At 37.8% G+C, this 18,795-nt stretch carries 21 protein-coding genes; 13 read left to right on the top strand and 8 right to left on the bottom strand.

Going from position 1 to position 18,795, the window contains the following annotated elements; translation table 11 throughout:
* Positions 1 to 19: 19 nt before the first annotated feature.
* From A9P82_RS00800 to A9P82_RS00790, 3 genes are all read left to right on the top strand, one after another.
* Positions 20 to 526, top strand: a complete 507-nt coding sequence (locus A9P82_RS00800) for an NTF2-like N-terminal transpeptidase domain-containing protein (protein ID WP_066203034.1) — start codon at positions 20 to 22, stop codon at positions 524 to 526.
* Positions 527 to 603: 77 nt separating this feature from the next.
* The gene (gene pepE, locus A9P82_RS00795) at positions 604 to 1,302 is read left to right on the top strand and encodes a dipeptidase PepE (RefSeq protein ID WP_066203031.1); all 699 of its coding nucleotides are present in this window, start codon (positions 604 to 606) and stop codon (positions 1,300 to 1,302) included.
* 173 nt (positions 1,303 to 1,475) lie between these two features.
* A complete protein-coding gene (locus tag A9P82_RS00790; protein ID WP_066203028.1) occupies positions 1,476 to 2,762 on the top strand; it encodes an MgtC/SapB family protein in 1,287 nt (428 codons plus the stop codon).
* Positions 2,763 to 2,813: 51 nt separating this feature from the next.
* On the opposite strand, the gene A9P82_RS00785 is transcribed toward A9P82_RS00790, so the two are convergent.
* On the bottom strand, positions 2,814 to 3,314 hold the full coding sequence (locus A9P82_RS00785; RefSeq protein WP_066203025.1) for a GNAT family N-acetyltransferase: 501 nt from the start codon (positions 3,312 to 3,314) through the stop codon (positions 2,814 to 2,816).
* Between the two features lie 143 nt (positions 3,315 to 3,457).
* Here A9P82_RS00785 and A9P82_RS00780 point away from each other — a divergent pair, with 143 nt between their 5' ends.
* The 5 genes from A9P82_RS00780 (at position 3,458) to A9P82_RS00760 (ending at position 7,772) form a co-directional block, all read left to right on the top strand.
* Complete coding sequence (locus A9P82_RS00780; RefSeq protein ID WP_066203023.1) at positions 3,458 to 4,042, top strand: porin family protein; 585 nt, start codon at positions 3,458 to 3,460, stop codon at positions 4,040 to 4,042.
* A gap of 139 nt (positions 4,043 to 4,181) precedes the next feature.
* Complete coding sequence (gene lysA / locus A9P82_RS00775; RefSeq protein WP_066203020.1) at positions 4,182 to 5,393, top strand: diaminopimelate decarboxylase; 1,212 nt, start codon at positions 4,182 to 4,184, stop codon at positions 5,391 to 5,393.
* 25 nt (positions 5,394 to 5,418) lie between these two features.
* Positions 5,419 to 6,321, top strand: a complete 903-nt coding sequence (locus A9P82_RS00770; protein WP_066203017.1) for a leucine-rich repeat domain-containing protein — start codon at positions 5,419 to 5,421, stop codon at positions 6,319 to 6,321.
* 29 nt (positions 6,322 to 6,350) lie between these two features.
* Positions 6,351 to 7,130 (top strand): ABC transporter ATP-binding protein, encoded by a 780-nt coding sequence (locus A9P82_RS00765; protein ID WP_066203014.1) that lies wholly within the window; start codon positions 6,351 to 6,353, stop codon positions 7,128 to 7,130.
* Between the two features lie 9 nt (positions 7,131 to 7,139).
* Positions 7,140 to 7,772 carry a hypothetical protein gene (locus A9P82_RS00760; protein ID WP_156522570.1) on the top strand — a complete coding sequence of 211 codons (633 nt, stop codon included), beginning with the start codon at positions 7,140 to 7,142 and terminating at the stop codon, positions 7,770 to 7,772.
* 41 nt (positions 7,773 to 7,813) lie between these two features.
* On the opposite strand, the gene A9P82_RS00755 is transcribed toward A9P82_RS00760, so the two are convergent.
* Complete coding sequence (locus A9P82_RS00755) at positions 7,814 to 8,212, bottom strand: hypothetical protein (RefSeq protein ID WP_066203007.1); 399 nt, start codon at positions 8,210 to 8,212, stop codon at positions 7,814 to 7,816.
* A gap of 111 nt (positions 8,213 to 8,323) precedes the next feature.
* Between A9P82_RS00755 and queG the strand changes: the two genes are divergently transcribed.
* From queG to A9P82_RS00735, 4 genes are all read left to right on the top strand, one after another.
* Positions 8,324 to 9,256: a tRNA epoxyqueuosine(34) reductase QueG gene (queG, locus tag A9P82_RS00750; RefSeq protein WP_066203006.1), complete on the top strand. Its 933-nt coding sequence runs from the start codon at positions 8,324 to 8,326 to the stop codon at positions 9,254 to 9,256.
* A gap of 162 nt (positions 9,257 to 9,418) precedes the next feature.
* Entirely contained in the window at positions 9,419 to 10,570 is a 1,152-nt protein-coding gene (locus A9P82_RS00745) for an acyltransferase family protein (protein WP_066203003.1), read from the top strand.
* A 37-nt stretch (positions 10,571 to 10,607) separates the two neighbouring features.
* Positions 10,608 to 10,949, top strand: a complete 342-nt coding sequence (locus A9P82_RS00740) for a hypothetical protein (RefSeq protein WP_066203000.1) — start codon at positions 10,608 to 10,610, stop codon at positions 10,947 to 10,949.
* A gap of 84 nt (positions 10,950 to 11,033) precedes the next feature.
* Entirely contained in the window at positions 11,034 to 11,462 is a 429-nt protein-coding gene (locus A9P82_RS00735; protein ID WP_066202997.1) for a CBS domain-containing protein, read from the top strand.
* A gap of 146 nt (positions 11,463 to 11,608) precedes the next feature.
* On the opposite strand, the gene A9P82_RS00730 is transcribed toward A9P82_RS00735, so the two are convergent.
* From A9P82_RS00730 to A9P82_RS00710, 5 genes are all read right to left on the bottom strand, one after another.
* A complete protein-coding gene (locus A9P82_RS00730) occupies positions 11,609 to 13,762 on the bottom strand; it encodes a T9SS type A sorting domain-containing protein (RefSeq protein WP_066202994.1) in 2,154 nt (717 codons plus the stop codon).
* 306 nt (positions 13,763 to 14,068) lie between these two features.
* Entirely contained in the window at positions 14,069 to 15,085 is a 1,017-nt protein-coding gene (locus A9P82_RS00725; protein ID WP_066202990.1) for a helix-turn-helix transcriptional regulator, read from the bottom strand.
* Positions 15,086 to 15,496: 411 nt separating this feature from the next.
* Entirely contained in the window at positions 15,497 to 15,859 is a 363-nt protein-coding gene (locus A9P82_RS00720) for a response regulator transcription factor (protein ID WP_066202987.1), read from the bottom strand.
* 108 nt (positions 15,860 to 15,967) lie between these two features.
* Positions 15,968 to 16,711, bottom strand: coding sequence for a bifunctional demethylmenaquinone methyltransferase/2-methoxy-6-polyprenyl-1,4-benzoquinol methylase UbiE (gene ubiE, locus A9P82_RS00715; protein WP_066202984.1), 744 nt, complete (start codon positions 16,709 to 16,711; stop codon positions 15,968 to 15,970).
* Between the two features lie 132 nt (positions 16,712 to 16,843).
* A complete protein-coding gene (locus A9P82_RS00710; RefSeq protein ID WP_066202981.1) occupies positions 16,844 to 17,266 on the bottom strand; it encodes an Hsp20/alpha crystallin family protein in 423 nt (140 codons plus the stop codon).
* A gap of 371 nt (positions 17,267 to 17,637) precedes the next feature.
* Here A9P82_RS00710 and A9P82_RS00705 point away from each other — a divergent pair, with 371 nt between their 5' ends.
* Positions 17,638 to 18,051 carry a BrxA/BrxB family bacilliredoxin gene (locus tag A9P82_RS00705; RefSeq protein ID WP_066202978.1) on the top strand — a complete coding sequence of 138 codons (414 nt, stop codon included), beginning with the start codon at positions 17,638 to 17,640 and terminating at the stop codon, positions 18,049 to 18,051.
* Between the two features lie 76 nt (positions 18,052 to 18,127).
* On the opposite strand, the gene A9P82_RS00700 is transcribed toward A9P82_RS00705, so the two are convergent.
* The gene (locus A9P82_RS00700; RefSeq protein WP_066202974.1) at positions 18,128 to 18,739 is read right to left on the bottom strand and encodes a hypothetical protein; all 612 of its coding nucleotides are present in this window, start codon (positions 18,737 to 18,739) and stop codon (positions 18,128 to 18,130) included.
* Positions 18,740 to 18,795: the final 56 nt, after the last annotated feature.

Genomic DNA, 18,795 nt, shown 5'->3' with positions numbered 1-18,795 from the left:
ATTCACAAAAATATTTCTAATGAAACGAGCAATCTTAGGCTTTTTTGTATTCCTTTCAGTTGTTACAATTTTCTCGTGCAAGCAAGCCTCTACTCCGTCAAGCGTTGCAGAAAAATTTGCCAAAGCGATGAATACACAAGACTTTACATCTGCCAAAAGCGCAGTTACAGCAGAGAGTGAAGGCTTTTTCAGCCAGATTGAAGGTACCATAAAGAACGGTCAGCTGCCGGATTCCATTCAAGCCTTTTTGAAACAGGAAACCGTAAAGGCGTCAAATGAAAAGAAAATTAATGACTCAACGTACAGCGTGGATATTACATTAACTTTCCCGCATGAAATAATGGGAACGAAAGTGCAAACGCAAACCTTCATTCTGAAAAAAGAAAAAGGAGAATGGAAAATTGACCTTCAGGCAACGATGCAAAAAGCAATGGAAGAAATGGGTCCACAGCAAGATTCAGTGCAAATGCCATCCGATGATACACTTCCGCCATTGCCTACTGCACCGGATAGCTCTGAAAAATAAAATTTGTATTTTCTAAACTAAATAACTGCGCTTCAATAATTTTGAGGCGCATTTTTTATACTGCGTAAATAAAAACTATGAATATCATTCTTGCAAGCACATCTACCATTTACGGAAGCGGTTATCTCGAATATCTGAAAAAAGAAATCATTGAATTATACAAAGAAATTGATGAAATTATTTTCATTCCGTATGCACGTCCGGGCGGCATTTCGCATGATGAATACACGGCAAAAGCACAATCTTTTTTTGAAACAATAAACATCCGTGCAAAAGGTTTGCATGAGTTTGATAATCCCATCGAAGCTATTAAGAATGCACAAGGGTTTTTCACTGGCGGCGGCAATACATTTGTTCTGGTAAAGCAATTGCACGAAAATAATCTGATGCAAGTTTTGAAAGAGGAAGTGCTGAAAGGAAAGTCCTACTTGGGTTGCAGCGCGGGTTCCAATATCGGCGGCATCAATATGCAAACGACAAATGATATGCCGATTGTTTATCCGTCCTCGTTTGAAACAATGGGCTTAGTCCCGTTTAATATCAATCCGCATTTTACAGATGCCGATGCACAATCAAAGCACATGGGCGAAACAAGAGAAACGCGCATCAAAGAATTTTTATCTTTCAACAATATTCCTGTCGTAGGCTTGCGCGAAGGAAGCTGGATAAGAATAATTGATAAAAGAATTTCTTTGGAAGGAAATTTATCGGCAAAGATTTTTAAAAAAGATGAAGAGCCGTATGAATTGCGACATAACAATGAAATCTTATTTTAGAAAATTCTACAACGACATTTTTATGAAATAGCTATAACTGCCTGCAAATCTTAATATCAGTATAAATACAGAACAATTGCTATTCTACTTTTTGGCTTCGTTTTTTTAATAAAAAAATATAAAATATCTTTGAACATATCCGCACATAATTACACAATCATAAACCATCAATATTGGAAGAACATTTTTTACATTTTAATGTAGGGGATATTGCTTTAAAAATGGCCGTTGCTGTTGGTATAGGAATGCTGATAGGGTTAGAAAGAAATTGGTCACATAAAGAAGCAGGCATTCGTACTTTTTCTATTGTATCCTTAATAGGTATGCTTTCGGCTCAAATTAATGAGTCTATCGTTGTTGCCGGCTTAATTGGCATACTACTGTTAGTGCTATTGTCCAACATAAGAAGTTTTCTTGCGGAACGCAATACAGAAATCACAACTTCAGCAGCCATGATAGCCTGCTATATTTGTGGTGTATTAATCGGTTTAGGACACATTTTTACACCTGTTGCCGCCACTATTATTATTACCATGCTGTTGGCTTGGAAAACAGAACTAAGTAGGTTTGCGGGGGGGTTGGAAACGTCTGAAATCAGAAGTGCAATTATCATGGGACTTATAGGCTTTGTGATATACCCTTTACTTCCCAACCGCTATATTGACCCATGGCAATTGTTTAATCCGTGTGATGCATGGATTAGCATAATAGCTATTGCAGGCATTGGTTTTTTAAATTATATTTTCTTAAAAGTCTTCAGCTCGAAAGGATTATACTTAGGCGCAGTATTCGGCGGACTTATTAACAGCACGGCTACGATTGCTGAAATGACTACTCGTGTTAAGGAAGCCGGCACACCTTCACGCATCACAATGTTGTCAAGCATTATAAATATTTCCATGTTTACAAGAAATATGGTACTGGCTGCCATATTTGTACCACTGTCGCTTACAGCCACATTGCTTCCGTTATTGGCAATGTCATGTATGGCAGCTCTCTGGATTTGGAGAGACTATCACGCATCAAAGAAATTTGAAGAAACTGAAGTTGTTATAAAACTGACATCTCCCATATCCGGCAAAAAAATCGTTTCCTTCGGTCTTTTATTCATACTGATACAAGTGGGAGGAACACTCATTACACGGGCATTAGGCGGCTCAGGCATGATTGTTACCGGTTTTTTCGGCGGCTTGGTAAGTAGTGCAAGCACTACTGCTGCGGCGGCAACGATGGCAATGCATGGACAGATATCTGCCAGCATTGCAGGTAGTACGGCAATTATATCATCCATGTCCAGTGCAATGATTGATTTTCCGATAGTATGGAAAAACATAAAAGATAAAAAACTTGTAAAATCATTTACATTAAAATTAACCAGCGTGCTTATTATAGGTGTTACCGCCGTAACATTGGACCATGTATTTAATATATCGGAATATTTAATAAAGATGCTTCACTAAACTATATGTAGAAAGTTCACACATCGTATTTCATTGCAATGTCAACTTGTTTCATAAAACTTTTTCCATAAAGACCAAATCCAGCCAACGGTCAAATTTATATCCGACTTCTTTAAGATATCCGACTTCGGCAAAGCCGTATTTCCTGTGAAATGCAATGCTGGAAAGGTTTTCGGCATCTATTCCCGCAATCATAGTATGATATTTTTCTTCCTTTGCTTTCTCTATAAGTGCTTCTAAAAGTTTCGTTCCTACTTTTTTCCCGCGAAAATTTTCGTCCACATAAACCGAATGTTCCACACAAAAACGATAACCGTCTTTTGGTCGAAAAATGGAATAACAACCATAACCCACGCAAACGCCGTTTATTTCACAGGCTAAAACCGGCATAGCTTTTTTCTGCATATCCACGAACCAGTTTTCTACATATTTCATATCTCTTTCATAATAATCATAAATAGCCGTTGTGTTCAAAACTGCATCGTTCATGATTGCGAGAATATACGGCAAATCATGTATTTCGGCGTTTCGTATTATAATCTTTTCATCCATTTTTGAGCAAAAATTTATTTTTCAAAGTAAAATATTATTTTCTGAAATCGGCATAAAGAACGATTGCAAAATATTTATCTCATCATTATAATTATCTTTGGTACGTTCATTGCTCATTATTAAATGAAACAAAAATATTTGTTATGAAAAAAATCTTTTTATCAGTCGCGGCAATATTCGTGTTTGCTGCATTTGCGCAGGCTCAGTCCTTTGAATTAGGTCTAAAAGCCGGCGGAACTTTTGGGAAAATTGACGGACAGTCTTTTAAAGACGGCTACAAATTCGGCATTCACGCCGGCGCTTTTGCTTACATTGGCGGCGATATAGTGGGTATTCAGCCGGAAGTTTTATTTAACCAAACAGGAACTACAACTACGGAACAGGACAACACAGATGCCGGCGATGTTTTAAACCAGGCAAAAAAAGGACATCTGAATTATTTAAGTATTCCGGTTTTATTAAGCGTTAAACCGGTTAAGATATTGAGTTTGCAGGCAGGTCCGCAATTTGGTATTTTGATGAACAAAAACAACAGCCTTGTACAAAACGGAAAGGATGCTTTCAAAGGCGGCGATGTAGCTATCGCACTCGGCGCACAACTCAATCTCAACAAGCTTAAAGTTTACGGCAGATACAACATCGGCGTGTCTAACGTAAGCGATGTTGCTAATTCCGATAAATGGAAAAACCAGCAATTTCAGGTTGGTGTCGGAGTCGTGATTTTATAAAAATAAAAAACTCATTTTAATCCGAAAGCCGTTCCAATTGTGAACGGCTTTTTATCGCAAATCATAAATCGAAAACCATACTTCACAAATCAAAGAAAGGTTTCTTATTTTCGTGCATTCAAAGATTTATCAATAATATATGCAACAACTTTCACACGAGCAACTGTGCGCCATCGCAAAAGAATATGGCACACCTGTTTATATTTATCATACAGAAAAAATTGAAGAGCAATACAGCAAGCTGAAAAATGCTTTTAAGAAAACCGATACACGTTTCTTTTATGCGTGTAAAGCCTTGACCAATATCAATATTCTCAAGCTGATGAAAAACCTGGGAACGGATTTGGATTGTGTCAGCATCAACGAAGTGAAACTCGGATTGCTCGCAGGCTTCGAGCCGCAGCAAATCATGTTCACACCCAACAGCGTGGATTTTTCCGAAGTGGAAGCAGGCAAAGAATTGGGCGTAAATATCAACATTGATAATATTTCTATTTTAGAAAGATTCGGCAATAAATACGGAAGCTCCTATCCTATCAGTATTCGCTTGAATCCGCACATTATGGCGGGCGGAAATTATAAAATTTCCACCGGTCATGTTGATAGCAAATTCGGCATTTCCATTCATCAGATGCGGCATATTGAACGCATTATTAAAACCACAAAATTGCACGTGCGCGGTTTGCACATTCATACGGGAAGCGAAATAAAAGACATTAATCTTTTCCTGTCCGCGCTTGATGTAATGCTTGATTTGGCGCGGCATTTCGAGCAACTGGAATTTATCGATTTAGGCAGCGGCTTCAAAGTTCCTTATGAAGAAACGGACATCGAAACCGATGTAAAAACGCTTGGTAAAAAGGTAGGCGAAGCATTTGAAAAATTTGAGAAAGAGATTGGCAAAAAGTTACAAATTTGGTTTGAACCGGGAAAATATCTGGTAAGTGAAGCTGGTTACTTTGTGGTGCGTGCAAATGTGATTAAACAAACAACAGCAACAGTTTTCGTGGGCGTTGATTCGGGCTTTAATCATTTGATTCGCCCAATGTTTTACGATGCCTACCATCGCGTGGAAAATATTACCAATCCCAAAGCGACCGAGAGAATTTACACGGTTGTGGGCAATATTTGTGAAACAGATACTTTTGCTTGGGACAGAAAAATTGCAGAAACGCACGAGGGCGATTTATTGTGTTTTTACAATGCCGGCGCTTACGGTTTTGAGATGAGCAGCAACTTTAATTCGCGCCTCAAACCTGCGGAAGTTCTGGTTATCAACAACGAAGCGAAACTGATTAGAAAGCGCGATACATTTGAAGATTTGTTGAGGAATCAGGTGGAAGTAATTTAATTTCGCTATCCTAAATTTATGAATCATGAATAATAAGAAATACATTCATTTTTTATTCTCATTTTTATTATTGGTCGTTGCTCAGCAAGGTATTACTCAAAAAGGTATGCTTGTAAATTCTGACAATTTACGCGATAATCATGTTAATTTATTGGAGCAAAATAAACCCGTAAATTTTCTAAAAATTTTTCCAGATACAACACTTGCAGAACTTGTTGCAAGCAGGCTAAATAAAACGCTGGCAGATAGTGTTACCATTAAAGAGATTGGAAATATTACAGGAGAGTTTAACTGCGGTGCATTCGAAGAATTATCAAATTTGACCGGTATCGGTTATTTAACAGGAATAACTGCATTCAATTGTAGCAAAAACAGCGTTACCGAGCTTCCGGCAGAAATTGGCAATCTTACTAATCTTGAATCGTTAGACTTAGGTAAAGCATTTTCATTAAATAAAATACCACCGGAAATTGGGAAGTTAAAACGATTAAGATATATCAGAATTTGTTTAACGGAACTGAAAGAACTTCCGGCAGAAATTGGCGACTTGACTAATTTAGATACGCTTTGGATATTTTCCAACCAATTAAAAACGATTCCAAAAGAAATTGGGAATTTAAAGCATCTTGTTTCATTAGACATACATTCCAATAATATTGGTTCACTTCCAGACGAAATTTGTAACTTGACTTCTTTAGTTAGTCTTAATGCAAGCCATTGTGGACTCAAAACATTGCCCAAGAATATTGGTAATTTATCAAAGCTTCACAGCTTAAATTTATTTAATAATGATTTAGAATATTTGCCAACGAGCATCAGTAAACTAAATAATCTATCCAAACTAAATGTTTTAAACAATTATAAGTTGAGTGAGAGTTATAAAAAGGATTTACCAATTGTATTAAAAGAAAAGAATTCTAAGAAATAATAATTGAATTATATCATTCATTTATAGATATGATTGAACTAAAAAACGTAAAAAAAGGTTTTGACGGAAAGCCCATCATTAAAGGCGTTTCGATGATTTTGGAAGCCGGAAAATGCAACCTGATTATCGGAACGAGCGGAAGCGGCAAAACCGTTTTGACCAAATGTATTGTTGGTTTGTTTACACCCGATGAAGGCGAAGTTTTGTACGAAGGCGAAGATATGATGCTGATGAATAAATACGAAGTAAAAGCCTTACGTCAAAAAATCGGAATGCTGTTTCAAGGTTCGGCATTGTTCGATTCTATGACGGTAGAACAAAATGTAATGTTTCCGTTGGATATGTTTACCAACCTTTCGTACAGCGAAAAAAAGAAGCGTGCAGACGAAGTATTAAACAGGGTAAACTTAAAAGAAGATTCGTTTAAAAAATTCCCAGCCGAAATCAGCGGCGGCATGAAAAAGCGCGTGGGTATTGCACGTGCCATTGTGTTGAATCCGAAATATCTTTTTTGCGATGAGCCCAACTCGGGTCTCGACCCGCAAACGTCTCTGCTGATTGACAAACTCATTCAGGAAATCACGGAAGAATACAATATGACGACCATTGTGATTACGCACGACATGAACAGCGTAATGGAAATAGGCGACCATATCGTGTATATGTACGACGGTTTGAAACGCTGGGAAGGCACAAAGCACGACATTATTTACAGCAAAGACGAAATGCTGAACAAATTTATTTTCGCTTCGCAATTCTTGCAGGATGTGAAGCAAATGCGCATGGAAGAAGAACAAGGGAAAAAATAAACACATTTAATGGAACTCCGCACCAATACACAATTCCGCTTCGCAATATTGTCCATTATTGTTTCATTTGCATTAGCCTCATGTATTGCATCGCAAAGCATGATAGCTGCAATGAACGGGCATTGTTATAAATATAAATTTTCGATACGTGAACACTCGTCGCGTAAGCATCCTACAACTTATTCCAATAATATTTTCACGGCAAGTTTTACTCCGGAATACATTCGTGTAAATTATAACATCGTCAATAATTCATCTTCTTCCATAAAAATTATTTGGGACAAAGCGTACATTGTAGTTCAGGGCGACTCCTCAAAAGTAATTCCATCGACTGTTTCTTTTGAAAATAAAGACTTGCCTGTCCCCCATTCCGAAATGCGGGCAGGACAGGCATTAGAGGGATTTATAACACCTGTTGATTATATCAAAAATAATGGAAACAAATGGCTTGCAACAGATTTTTATCCCGAACATGACCAAAGCAATTCCGAAAATACAGACTGGATAATGGGGCTTCTTGGCGTTGACATTTTCAAGCTGTATCTGCCAGTTGCAAGCAATGGCAAAACGGAAATTTACAAATTCACTTTCTACCCGGTTGAGATGGAAAAAAGCGCTACGTCGCTTGAGCCGAAGCAATAACTAATATTATAGTCAATATTTACAAGGAGCAATTTTCTGCTCTACAAATTCCCGCTGAAAGTGTATTTCAAATCAATTTTCCAATCGCCGTTATTATTTATGGCTTTTATTTTTCTGTCGATTTTGTCGTATGAATTTTTGTAAGTAATAATCTTTGTATTTGTATCAACGGTTTCGTTATCCTCTACTATGATACTTGCGGAACGGTACTCTTGCCGCTGGTCGGCGGTATTTTTATAATATGCCTCTTTCATTTTATTCAGGTCCGCAGCGTTTTCTGAGTCTTGCTTCATATAAAAATTTGCCTGTTTGAAATCGCCTTTCATGCACGCATCCAGAAAGCTTTGCGTTGCAGTCAATTCATTATCGGCATTCGGATAATTATCGCCGCTGCAGGAAATAAAAACCAAAGATGTAATTATTAAAAATAAGTATTTCATTGTCGAAAGTTTTGTTCAAAATTAATATTTCCCATAGATTTTTCTTTGTGAAAAAAATAGAGCTTGACTCCGGACGAAATTTTTCAAATATTTTTGCCAAAATAATCTTTCTTGAACAAGGCTCAACGCACACATTTTGTAAAGCAAACCGCACAAGAATGCGGCTTTGAATTTTGCGGCATTGCCAAAGCAGCAAAGCTCGGCGAAGATGCGCGCCGCCTCGAGGCGTGGCTCAACAAAGGAATGCATGGAACAATGCATTACATGGAAAAATATTTCGAGCTGCGCACCGACCCGACCAAACTTGTTCCGAATGCCAAATCCGTGATTACTTTACTAAAAAATTATTATCCCGAAACTTCACAAAATACTGATGCACCAAAAGTTTCCAAATACGCTTACGGAAATGATTATCATGAAACAATTAAAGTACAGTTGAATGTTTTTTTAGACAGACTAAAAGCTTCGTTTGGCGAATTTCAGGGTCGCGGATTTGTGGATAGCGCTCCTGTTTTGGAAAGAGCCTGGGCAGAGAAAAGCGGACTTGGCTGGCTCGGCAAAAACGGAATGCTGATTAATAAAGGCGCAGGTTCATTTTATTTTATCGCAACATTAATTGTTGATGTTGAGTTAGAATATGATGCACCGCTTGCAAAAGATTTTTGCGGCACCTGTACACGCTGTATCGATGAATGCCCTACAGATGCAATTTTGCCGAACAAAGTTGTGGACGGAAGCAAGTGCATCAGCTATTTTACCATTGAACTAAAAGATGCGTTATTGCCCGATGACATGAGACCTAAGTTTGATAATTGGTTATTCGGCTGCGATGTGTGTCAAGACGTTTGTCCGTGGAATCGTTTCAGCAAACCCACGAACGACGAGGCTTTTAAGCCAATTGCAGAAATATTAAACTTCACGGAAAAAGATTGGAGCGACTTGACTGAAGACGGCTTCAGGCAAATTTTCAAACACTCGCCACTCAAACGCAGCAAATACAAAGGCATTATGCGAAATTTAAAATTTATTATGTCTGAACCATGATATTAAATGCTTATAGGATTTGCCCGATGATGAAACCTCGACAAAAACAGAAGATGTCTGCCACATTATTGGCTTCGCCGAATTTACATTTCCCGCGCAGGGGGAATCTCATTTTATCAATTTTGAAAATAAACTTATCTTTAATAAATAATTAATGCTAAAATGAAAGAACGCTTTTATTCACTTGATGTATTTCGCGGATTAACCGTTTGCCTGATGATTTTGGTAAACAATCCGGGCGATTGGGACCACATTTACGCACCGCTCGACCATGCAAAATGGACAGGTTGCACGCCTACCGATTTGGTGTTTCCGTTCTTTCTGTTCGTTGTTGGCAATGCCATGGCATTTGTAATTCCACGCTTGCGCGAAGCGGGAACTCCGGCGTTTCTAAGAAAAGTGATTCAGCGTTCTTTATTGATTTTTGCCATTGGTTTATTTCTAAACTGGTTTCCTTTTGTACAATGGAAAGACAATTCGCTTGTAGGAAAAACCTGGGAACACGTGCGCATCTTCGGCGTGTTACAGCGCATTGCGGTAGCCTACTTTTTTGCATCGTTAATTATTTATTTTTTTAAGACGAAAACGGCAATTATCATTAGTATAATTATTCTTGTCGGTTATTGGTTGCTGTGTTACACGCTTGGCGCAAACGGCGACCCATACAGCATTACAGGCTGGTTTGGCACTTCGCAGGTTGATATTCCGGTACTCGGTATCAATCATATGTACCACGGCGAGGGTATTCCTTTTGACCCGGAAGGTATTGCAAGTTCTGCGGCGCCGGTTGTACAGATAATTATTGGTTATCTCGCCGGAAAATTTATCCGGGAAAAGGGAAAAACGTTCGAAATGGTTACGCAGCTTTTTGTTGCAGGCGCTATTATGTTGTTCATCGGTGCGTTTTTCGGGCAGTTTTTTCCCATTGCGAAAAAAATATGGACAAGTACTTTTGTAATTTATACTTCAGGCATGGCGCTGGTCATTCTTGCCGTAATTATTTATTTTATCGAACTGAAAAATAAACGTTTCTGGTTGGATAAATTCTTTAACGTATTTGGCAAAAACCCTTTGTTCATCTTTGTTTTGAGCGGATTGCTGCCGCGTTTTCTTTGGCTTATTCGCATTCCGAACGGTGTTTCAAACGGGCAACCGAGCTACTTAAATCCGCTGAGCTGGTTTTATGTTCATGTATGCAAACCGGTTTTATCAAACGAGTATAACAGCTCGTTGATGTACGCAATCTGCTTTATTATTTTCATGTGGCTTATTGTGTTTTGGATGGACAAAAAGAAGATTTATGTGAAGGTGTGAGGATAATTTGAAAATTTGAAGATGTGATAATTTGATAATGAAAGCACCTTTATTTATAATCGTCTCGTTGTTATTATTTAGTTGCAGCAATATTCCATTTAACAGAAAAAAATGGAATGAGATAGATGCAGGAGTTCCATACTACCGCAAAGATATGCTGGAAGATTTAACTACAAACCATAAACTAATTGGTCTTAAATATCCTGAATTGATTAGTCTTTTGGGACAAGCCGAATTTAGAAGTTCTGACTCTCTTATTTACACTATTGATTTACATTACGATGTAATTGACCCGGACTATGGAAAGGATTTGGTTTTTACTTTCAATAAAGATTCGATAATAACGTCTTTCAAAATAAATGAATGGAAAAATAAATAAAAGTTCAATTTTTTATCCTAAATTTATTCTTTCGAAAATTCGATTTACTATCCATTTCCTATCCACCTCTAAAAAATAAAACATATGAAAACAGTTCATTCCATTCTTGCTCAAAAGCCTAAGGTTATTTTCTCGGTAAGCAAAGAGACATCCGTGTACGATGCATTGCAATTGATGATGGAAAAAAACATCAGCGCATTATTAATAACAAATGATAGTGAGCTTTTGGGTATTTTTACAGAAAGAGATTATGCGCGTAAAATTGTGCTGCAAGGTCGCACATCGCGCGAAACCGCGATTGGAGATGTGATGACGAAAAATCCTGTAACCATTGCTCCTTCAGAATCAGTAGATAAGTGTATGAAACTGATGACTGAAAACCATTTCCGTCATTTGCCGGTTAGGGAAAACGGAATGACCATCGGCATGGTTTCTATCGGCGATATTTTGAAGCTCATCATTGAAGACCAGAAAGAAACAATTGACCATTTGCAAAGCTATATCCAAAGTTAAGATTTTCTTCAGGCAGCCCTCTTTCATATAAAAGGATTTAGCCCTTGAACTTTGCCTCATCACAAATATTATAAAAAACGCCCTATCCTTTTGGGATAAGGCGTTTCGAACCATGTTCATGTTGGAATAATAAGAGCCTGCTTATTCTATTTCTTTATAAATTTTCCTTTTACAACGCTTCCATCTTTTTCCTGAACTTTTACGAAGTAAATTCCTGATGATAAGCTGGAAACATCCACACGTGCTTGTGATGCAGTCAATACCGAGCGTCCTGCTACATCGTAAACTGTAACGGTTTTTACATCGCCACTAACTGTAATAAATGTTGTTGCAGGATTCGGACTTACAGTTACAGTTTTTTGCTTACCATTAATGCTGATGACTTCGCTATATACCGTATTTTTAGCGTTATCTATTTCTGCAAGTCTGTAATAAGTAAGTCCGGATGCAGTTTTATCTGTGAATGTATATGTCTGTGGTTTTGTTGAATTGCCAACAGCCTTTACAGAGCCGATTGTAGTGAACTGCGCACCGTCAACAGAACTTTGTATTTCAAAACTAGCTTCATTGATTTCTGTAAGTGTAGTCCATTGCAGCAATACATTTTTACCGCCGTCCAAAGATGCTTTAAACGAGCCCGGCTGTAATGTAACAGGCAATGCCCCGGCTTCAGTAACAGTAAATGTATAAGGATAATCTCCAACCACCATATTACCATTAGCCGCATCTACTACATGTACGGTAAAGCTATATGTACCCACGGTAGGATTCTCGCCGGTGATTGTTCCGTCACTGTTTAGTGTTAATCCGTCAGGTAAAGCTCCGTCCGAAATAGTATAAACATAATCCGGAGTATTTGGCAATGCCGAGGCTGCATCCGAAGACGGTGTTACTATTACATTATCGGAATAATTATCTGTCGTTGTAAGCGCAGTTACAGGTTCGTGTGCTGTACCGGCAGGTAAATCTACTACAGTTACCTGTGCGACGGCGGATTGCGTAGTATCTCCGTCTCTTGATGACACAGCATAGTATTGCAAATTAGTTGTACCTGTAACAGTCGGGGCAGTAATATCGGTCGGAGAAACCGTATTACCGTCTGCATCTTTCCAAACAACAGGGTCGCCGGCAGCATTGGGTGTTGCACTCAGACTGAATGTGCTTCCCGAATATACATATTGCGTGCTTGAACTTACAACAGGCGCAGGCGTAACCGCCCCCACTTCATAAACATTCAATGTTCCATTTCCTAAAAGAGAAGAAACATCTGCAAGTCCACCATAGCTGATTTTTATACGGTCAAAACTTTGAGTTGCATCAGTGGGTATTACTGTGATTACGTTCTTTGATGAAGAGCCGGGTAAAAGTTGTACACTTATTATAGAACCGTCCAAAGTAATAGGAGAACCTACAGCAGTGCTGCCATTATATGGTTGCACCGTTAAGCCGCTAATCAAAGAAAGATTAAGCAATCCTCCATTAGGATTATCAATTACCAACTGAATACTGTCACCAGCTTCAGCCGGTTTGTTCAAAATAGCGGTCAAATACTCTGAAGAAGCTACATTTGCAACGGCTGAAAGCGTGGCTGCTGTATTATCATCTCCATCAATAGCAAGGCTGTCGTTGGTAACTGTGCCTAAAGCTCCTGTTAAATCACCCTGCGAACCGGAAAGCACATCTACCGGAGTTGGCGCTCCGCTAACTGTTATAGTTGGGTCAATATAATAAGCATCATACACCTGTACGCTCGTTGCAATCACTTGACCCAGAGACGCAAGCCCGCTGAGTTTTACATACACTCCGGCAAATGCGCTCGCATCCGTAAAACTTACTTCAACTGTACCGGAACCTCCCAGTACGCTTAGTAATGTACTTGAAGTATATTTCGATTTAGTGCTGTTTCCTAATATGGAAGTTGTATATGTACCTACTTCTAAACTACCTATTAACCCGGCTACATTAATCAGCCCGGCGGGCAATGTCAACTTGATAGTTACGACAGTATTTGCAGGTACCTGATTGGTAAATTTTAAATACTGTGTTACAGAAGGCAGAACAGATATCCCACTTGACGAACTGAGCGAAAGCGTTGATGCATCAAAGGGGTCATTGTTAACCGCCTTAGCCGCATCTGTTATAGTGGGTGTAGGTAGCCCACTTGTTGCAGATGTTTGAGATGTGGCGTAAACGCGCTGCGATGCGGTTGTTTGGGCAATTGCTTTGCCGGATACAAGCAGCGTTCCAGCTACCAACGTACTGCAAAGCACTTTTTGAAACAAGAGTAAATTAGTTTTCATAGTTTACAAGATTTTTGGATTAAGGTTTAAATTCAATTCCGAGAGTAAAATTATCAGGACGATTGTCAGATTCTGACAATGCTAATAAGCAGTAGAATATGATAACCTTTAGTTGATAAACAAAAGGTTAGATACAGCGCAATCGTTTGTTTATACAACGTATCAAATAATTTAGAATACCTGTAGAGCAAAAAGAGAGAATATTTGCAGACAAACTATTTCTTTAGTTTGGAAAATAAAAAAGGGAACAAATTTGTCCCCTCTTCAAAAATCAAGTAGTGTTTTAATTTAATCGTACTAATATGTTCATATGCCGCCTTTCAGACTCTGATTGCGGATATGCGACAATCCTTTATCAATACGTTCTAAAGTTTTATCCAGCAATATTTTTGGTTGCAATATTTCTACGGTTTCGTTTAACTCAATCAGCCAGTTGATTAATTCATTGTTAATGCCGCATGACAGCCGCATTTCCCATTTACCATCGGGCAGACGAATTGTTTCTTGCGAAACGTGCCAAAAGTGATTACAAACAATAGTTCCTGACTTCGACGGAAACTGTAGAACAATGTCATATTCATTTTCATCGATATTATCTTCAACTCCAAATCTTTTATTTAATTCAAGATTATATTGCTGCTCATATTTCCTGATATCAAAAGGTATGGTAAGTATTTCAAACTGGTTCACGTCCTTCAAATTCACAGTTCTGAGCTTATTGCCCGAAGTATCGTCCAGGGACATTAAATATACTGCCCCTTTATGCAGGAGCAATTGCATGGGCACGCCGATAAACGTTTCATTGTCGCCGGATATATTCAACCGCACTTTTCTGGAGTGCTGCATAGCCCATACAAAACCGCCAATGTATTCAATATGCTGTCCGGTATAATCATATTCTCCAAAAGCGTGGGCTGCAATACTTTTTCGAAGCGTTTCTAAATGATATTCAAACTTGCTCTTACTTTGTGCCTTAAACAAAACCTCTTCAATTTTGTCGATGTGCTGTTGACGGTGTTTTGCAATCGCGTTTGGTAAAAATCCTTTCAGCAGCAAAAAACTTACAATATCGTTTTCTTTAAGTTCATTAACACTGTTGTCGTATTCAAATTTCCAGGTTTTTTTATTAAAATCGCCTTCAATAGTAATGATGCGACCATCATTCATTCTCAATTCTTCAGCTTCTTTAAGATAACGATAAAGCGTGCGGTCGGAAATCTCTATATTCTCATATTTTATCCATTCCCTCATGCTTTCAAAAGTAACCGGGAAACGTTTGATTTTCTCGATTATACGTGTGAGTATGTTTAATTTATCAAACATAAAAAGATAATATAACAAAATAGAAATGAAAAGATAAAATCAGTAAAAAATGTTCGACAAATCTGTCAGGTTAATAAGAGCTCTTCCGGTGTTAATCAACAGCAATTAATGTAAACAGTTTAAGCTCTCAACATATATTTTTCATAGCCTCATTCCGGAATCCAAGAGCATAAATTCATTATCATTTTCTGCCCCTCGCCTACAAAAGTAATAGATTATTTCGTTTAAAAAAAATATTTTCTTCCTAATGAGCTGAATTATAATGAATTATGAATTTGCTAAATATTTAGCATTCATTAACACGAAGAAATAATGCTTCACATAGCAGATAAAATGTCTGTTTTGTTCAAAATAAATTATGGGGAAACAAAGATAAAATTTACTATTGGCAGCGCAATCCGCGGGATTATTTTATGGCTTTATAAACGTAAGCTGCTCGTCCGAAGCTTCTATAAAATAAGTAGCGCCTCGCTTTAGTTTTTGGATGTCGAAGACAGCCGGCTCGCCATTCTTAGGTGCAGTTTGTATCAATATCAGTTTACCCCGGCTGTTAAGAATTTTTATAACGCGGGTGGCATTGTAAACATGCAATTTAGTCTTGTCGTCAGAGATATGAAACTTCACTGTAGATACAGATGAGAAAATTTTTGAGCCAATACGTTTCCCTTTCTCGGTTATAAGTTCTTCAACAATATTACCGAAATTATTTTTTTCAACAGATTTACTTACTTTAATAGTGAAACCAGTTTGATTTGGTTCTTTACCCTTAGTCATTGATAACTTAACTCCATAGATAGATTGATACAAAGTGCAAATTTATTTTATATAATTGAAAAAACTTGCAAAAATTCGACCAACATTTCAATTTTATAAAAATTATCACTATTTTTTACCTTCGTAAATACAACAAATACCCATTGTAAGCGGCTTATACAATGTATTTTTGAATTTCGTGCCATTTAATACTTTGACAAACTCATCCCTTTCAGGAAATTTTGATACCGACTCATTCAAATATTGATATGCATCTTTGTTTTTGGAAAAAATTTTTCCTGCATTCGGCGTTACTACATTCATATAAAAACGGTAAAAACTCTTGAACAACTTTTGTTTCGGGCGCGAAAATTCAAGTACAATCAACTTACCGTTTGGACGTAATACGCGCCACATTTCGGCAACGCCTTTTTCCAGATTTTGAAAATTGCGCACTCCAAACGCTACTGTGACTGCGTCAAAACTATTATCATCAAAAGGTAGGTTTTCGCTGTCGCCTTTTTGCAAAATTATTTTATTGGTTAATCCGGCTTTCTCAATTTTTTCCCTGCCTATTTTCAACATTCCTTCGGAAATATCGATGCCAACGATTTGCTCAGGTTGCAACATTTTATTAAGCATCAAAGCTACGTCTGCTGTGCCCGTTGCCACATCAAGTATTTTTTGAGGAGCAATATTTTCTAACCTTTTTATGGCTTTTTTGCGCCAGCTTACATCAATACCTGCGCTTAAAAACCGGTTGAGAAAATCGTATTTGGTAGCAATATCATTAAACATTTCAGCTACCTGTTCTTTCTTTTCCAGTACGCTTTGCTGAAATGGTTTTACATCGTCGTGTGCAAATTTCGTCATGCGACAAAGATACTCCACGATTTTATAACAACCTATGACTAAAACCATCGGTTTTTATGAAATAAAAAATCCCGCGCCGTGCGGGATTTTATTCAATGTTGGCTAAAAGGATTAACTCACTCTATATTCATCTTAAAGTACACTTATTTCTTTCGGCAGCACTTTCACTTCTTCTTTTTTGGGAAGTATAATTTGCAAAATACCGTTTTCGTATTTGGCTGAAATTTCGTCGCTATTGATTTTTTCATCCAAAGTAAATGTGCGTTTGAAGCTTCTGAACGCATATTCTTGCCTGTGCAATTTTTCGGCTTTCGTTTCCTGTTCTTCTGCTTTTTCGTAAGAAATGGTCAATAAACCATCTTTCACATTCAGCTTAAAATCTTGCTTTTGTAAACCCGGAGCAACAACATCTACCACAAAGGCATCATTATTTTCCTGAATGTTTACGGGCGGCACGTTTAAATCTTTTGCAAAATTTGCATTGGCAATTCCGCCGAAAAAGTCGTCGAACAAATTGTTCCAACCATTGTTGTAGTTTCTTTTTACGAGTGTCATAATTATTAAGTTTTAAGTTTTTAAGTAATTGATTTACGATTTCTGTTTGTCCAAATAATAAACCAATCGATTTTTCAGGACAATCCGTCAATGAAAATCCCTGAAACACAGTCATACTGTCACTTTCAGAGATTTTTAAAAGACAAAATGACTTTACCTATTACGCTAATTTTTACGATTTGCACGAATTAACCGAACGCTGATTATTTATGATTTTTACGATGCTTTAAGATAAATTCAAATCTTAATTGAATCATCATTATCGTAAAATCTGCGTTCTATCAAATCCTTAAATTCATCCCAAATCGTGGTTCAGAAACCAAATTAGTTACTAACTTTGTGTATTATTTAAAAAATAAAAAACGAAAAATATGTATCCTGAAGAAATAGTATCGCCGATGAAGGCTGAACTGACCGACCACGGTTTTGAAGATTTGCAAACGCCCGAAGAAGTAGAAAACGCATTGAAGCAGGAAGGCACTACTTTGGTAATGGTAAATTCCGTATGCGGTTGCTCGGCAGGCAGTGCGCGTCCCGGTGTATTGATGGCTGTGTTGAATGCAGAGAAAAAACCGAATCATTTAACTACAACATTTGCAGGCTTCGATGTAGATGCAGTTAAGACTTTACGTGAGCATTTATTGCCTTATCCGCCGTCGTCTCCCGCAATTGCCTTGTTTAAAGACGGACAATTGGTACACATGGTTGAACGCCACATGATTGAAGGTCGCCCCGCACAATTGATTGCAGGACATCTGATTCAAGCGTTTGAAGAATATTGCTAATCGGTATATATTTATACTTATAAAAAAACCGTTGAAAATTTTCAACGGTTTTTTTATAAGTACTTCTTTCCCCGAACTACTGAGGCTGTGCGTTATAAGAATCTTCCACATCTTTCAAGCGCGTCTGCAACTCGTCTTTGGAATAAAATTTATACAAAACCGTAGGCTTACCATCGCTCGCCTCCGCAATATCGCCCAACGGCTGAAATGGTGCAAATACTTGCGTATGAGCAACATCATCATTCAGTTTTACGATTTGTCCGGGATTGATTAAATAATTTTTATTGGCAGCAGAAATATTAGTTCCCGCTAAAACTTTCGTTAAACTGTCTATCATTGCCTTTTGTTCGTCCAGGTCCAATTCATGACTTACATTATAATCTTTACCTTCAATCAACTGGCTTCCGTAAACCGCATTTGTACCGGCATTGTAAATATAATAACCGGCTTCCGCAGGCACTGTCACTGAAGACTTAACGCCATTGTTGGTAACACTAAAAGTTCCCTGAGAAGCATCTTTCAAATCTATTTCCTGATTGGATGCGCCACCGGAAGTGTCTCCGATGGAAATGGTATTGGCACTAACTGTAATTTCCCCGCTTGCAACCACAAGCAATTTTCTCTCTTTACTTGCACCGCAGGACGCCAACACTGCCAATGGCAAAATGGCAAATAAAAATTTTTTCATCTGTTTAGTTTTATTTGTTTTTAATAGTCAGACGAAAGTTCGTTTGTCATTCGTTT

It is taken from the genome of Arachidicoccus sp. BS20 (assembly GCF_001659705.1).
Classification (GTDB): Bacteria; Bacteroidota; Bacteroidia; order Chitinophagales; family Chitinophagaceae; genus Arachidicoccus.
The sequence above is the reverse complement of the archived record's forward strand: the minus strand, read 5'-3'. Positions and strand labels throughout refer to the sequence as shown.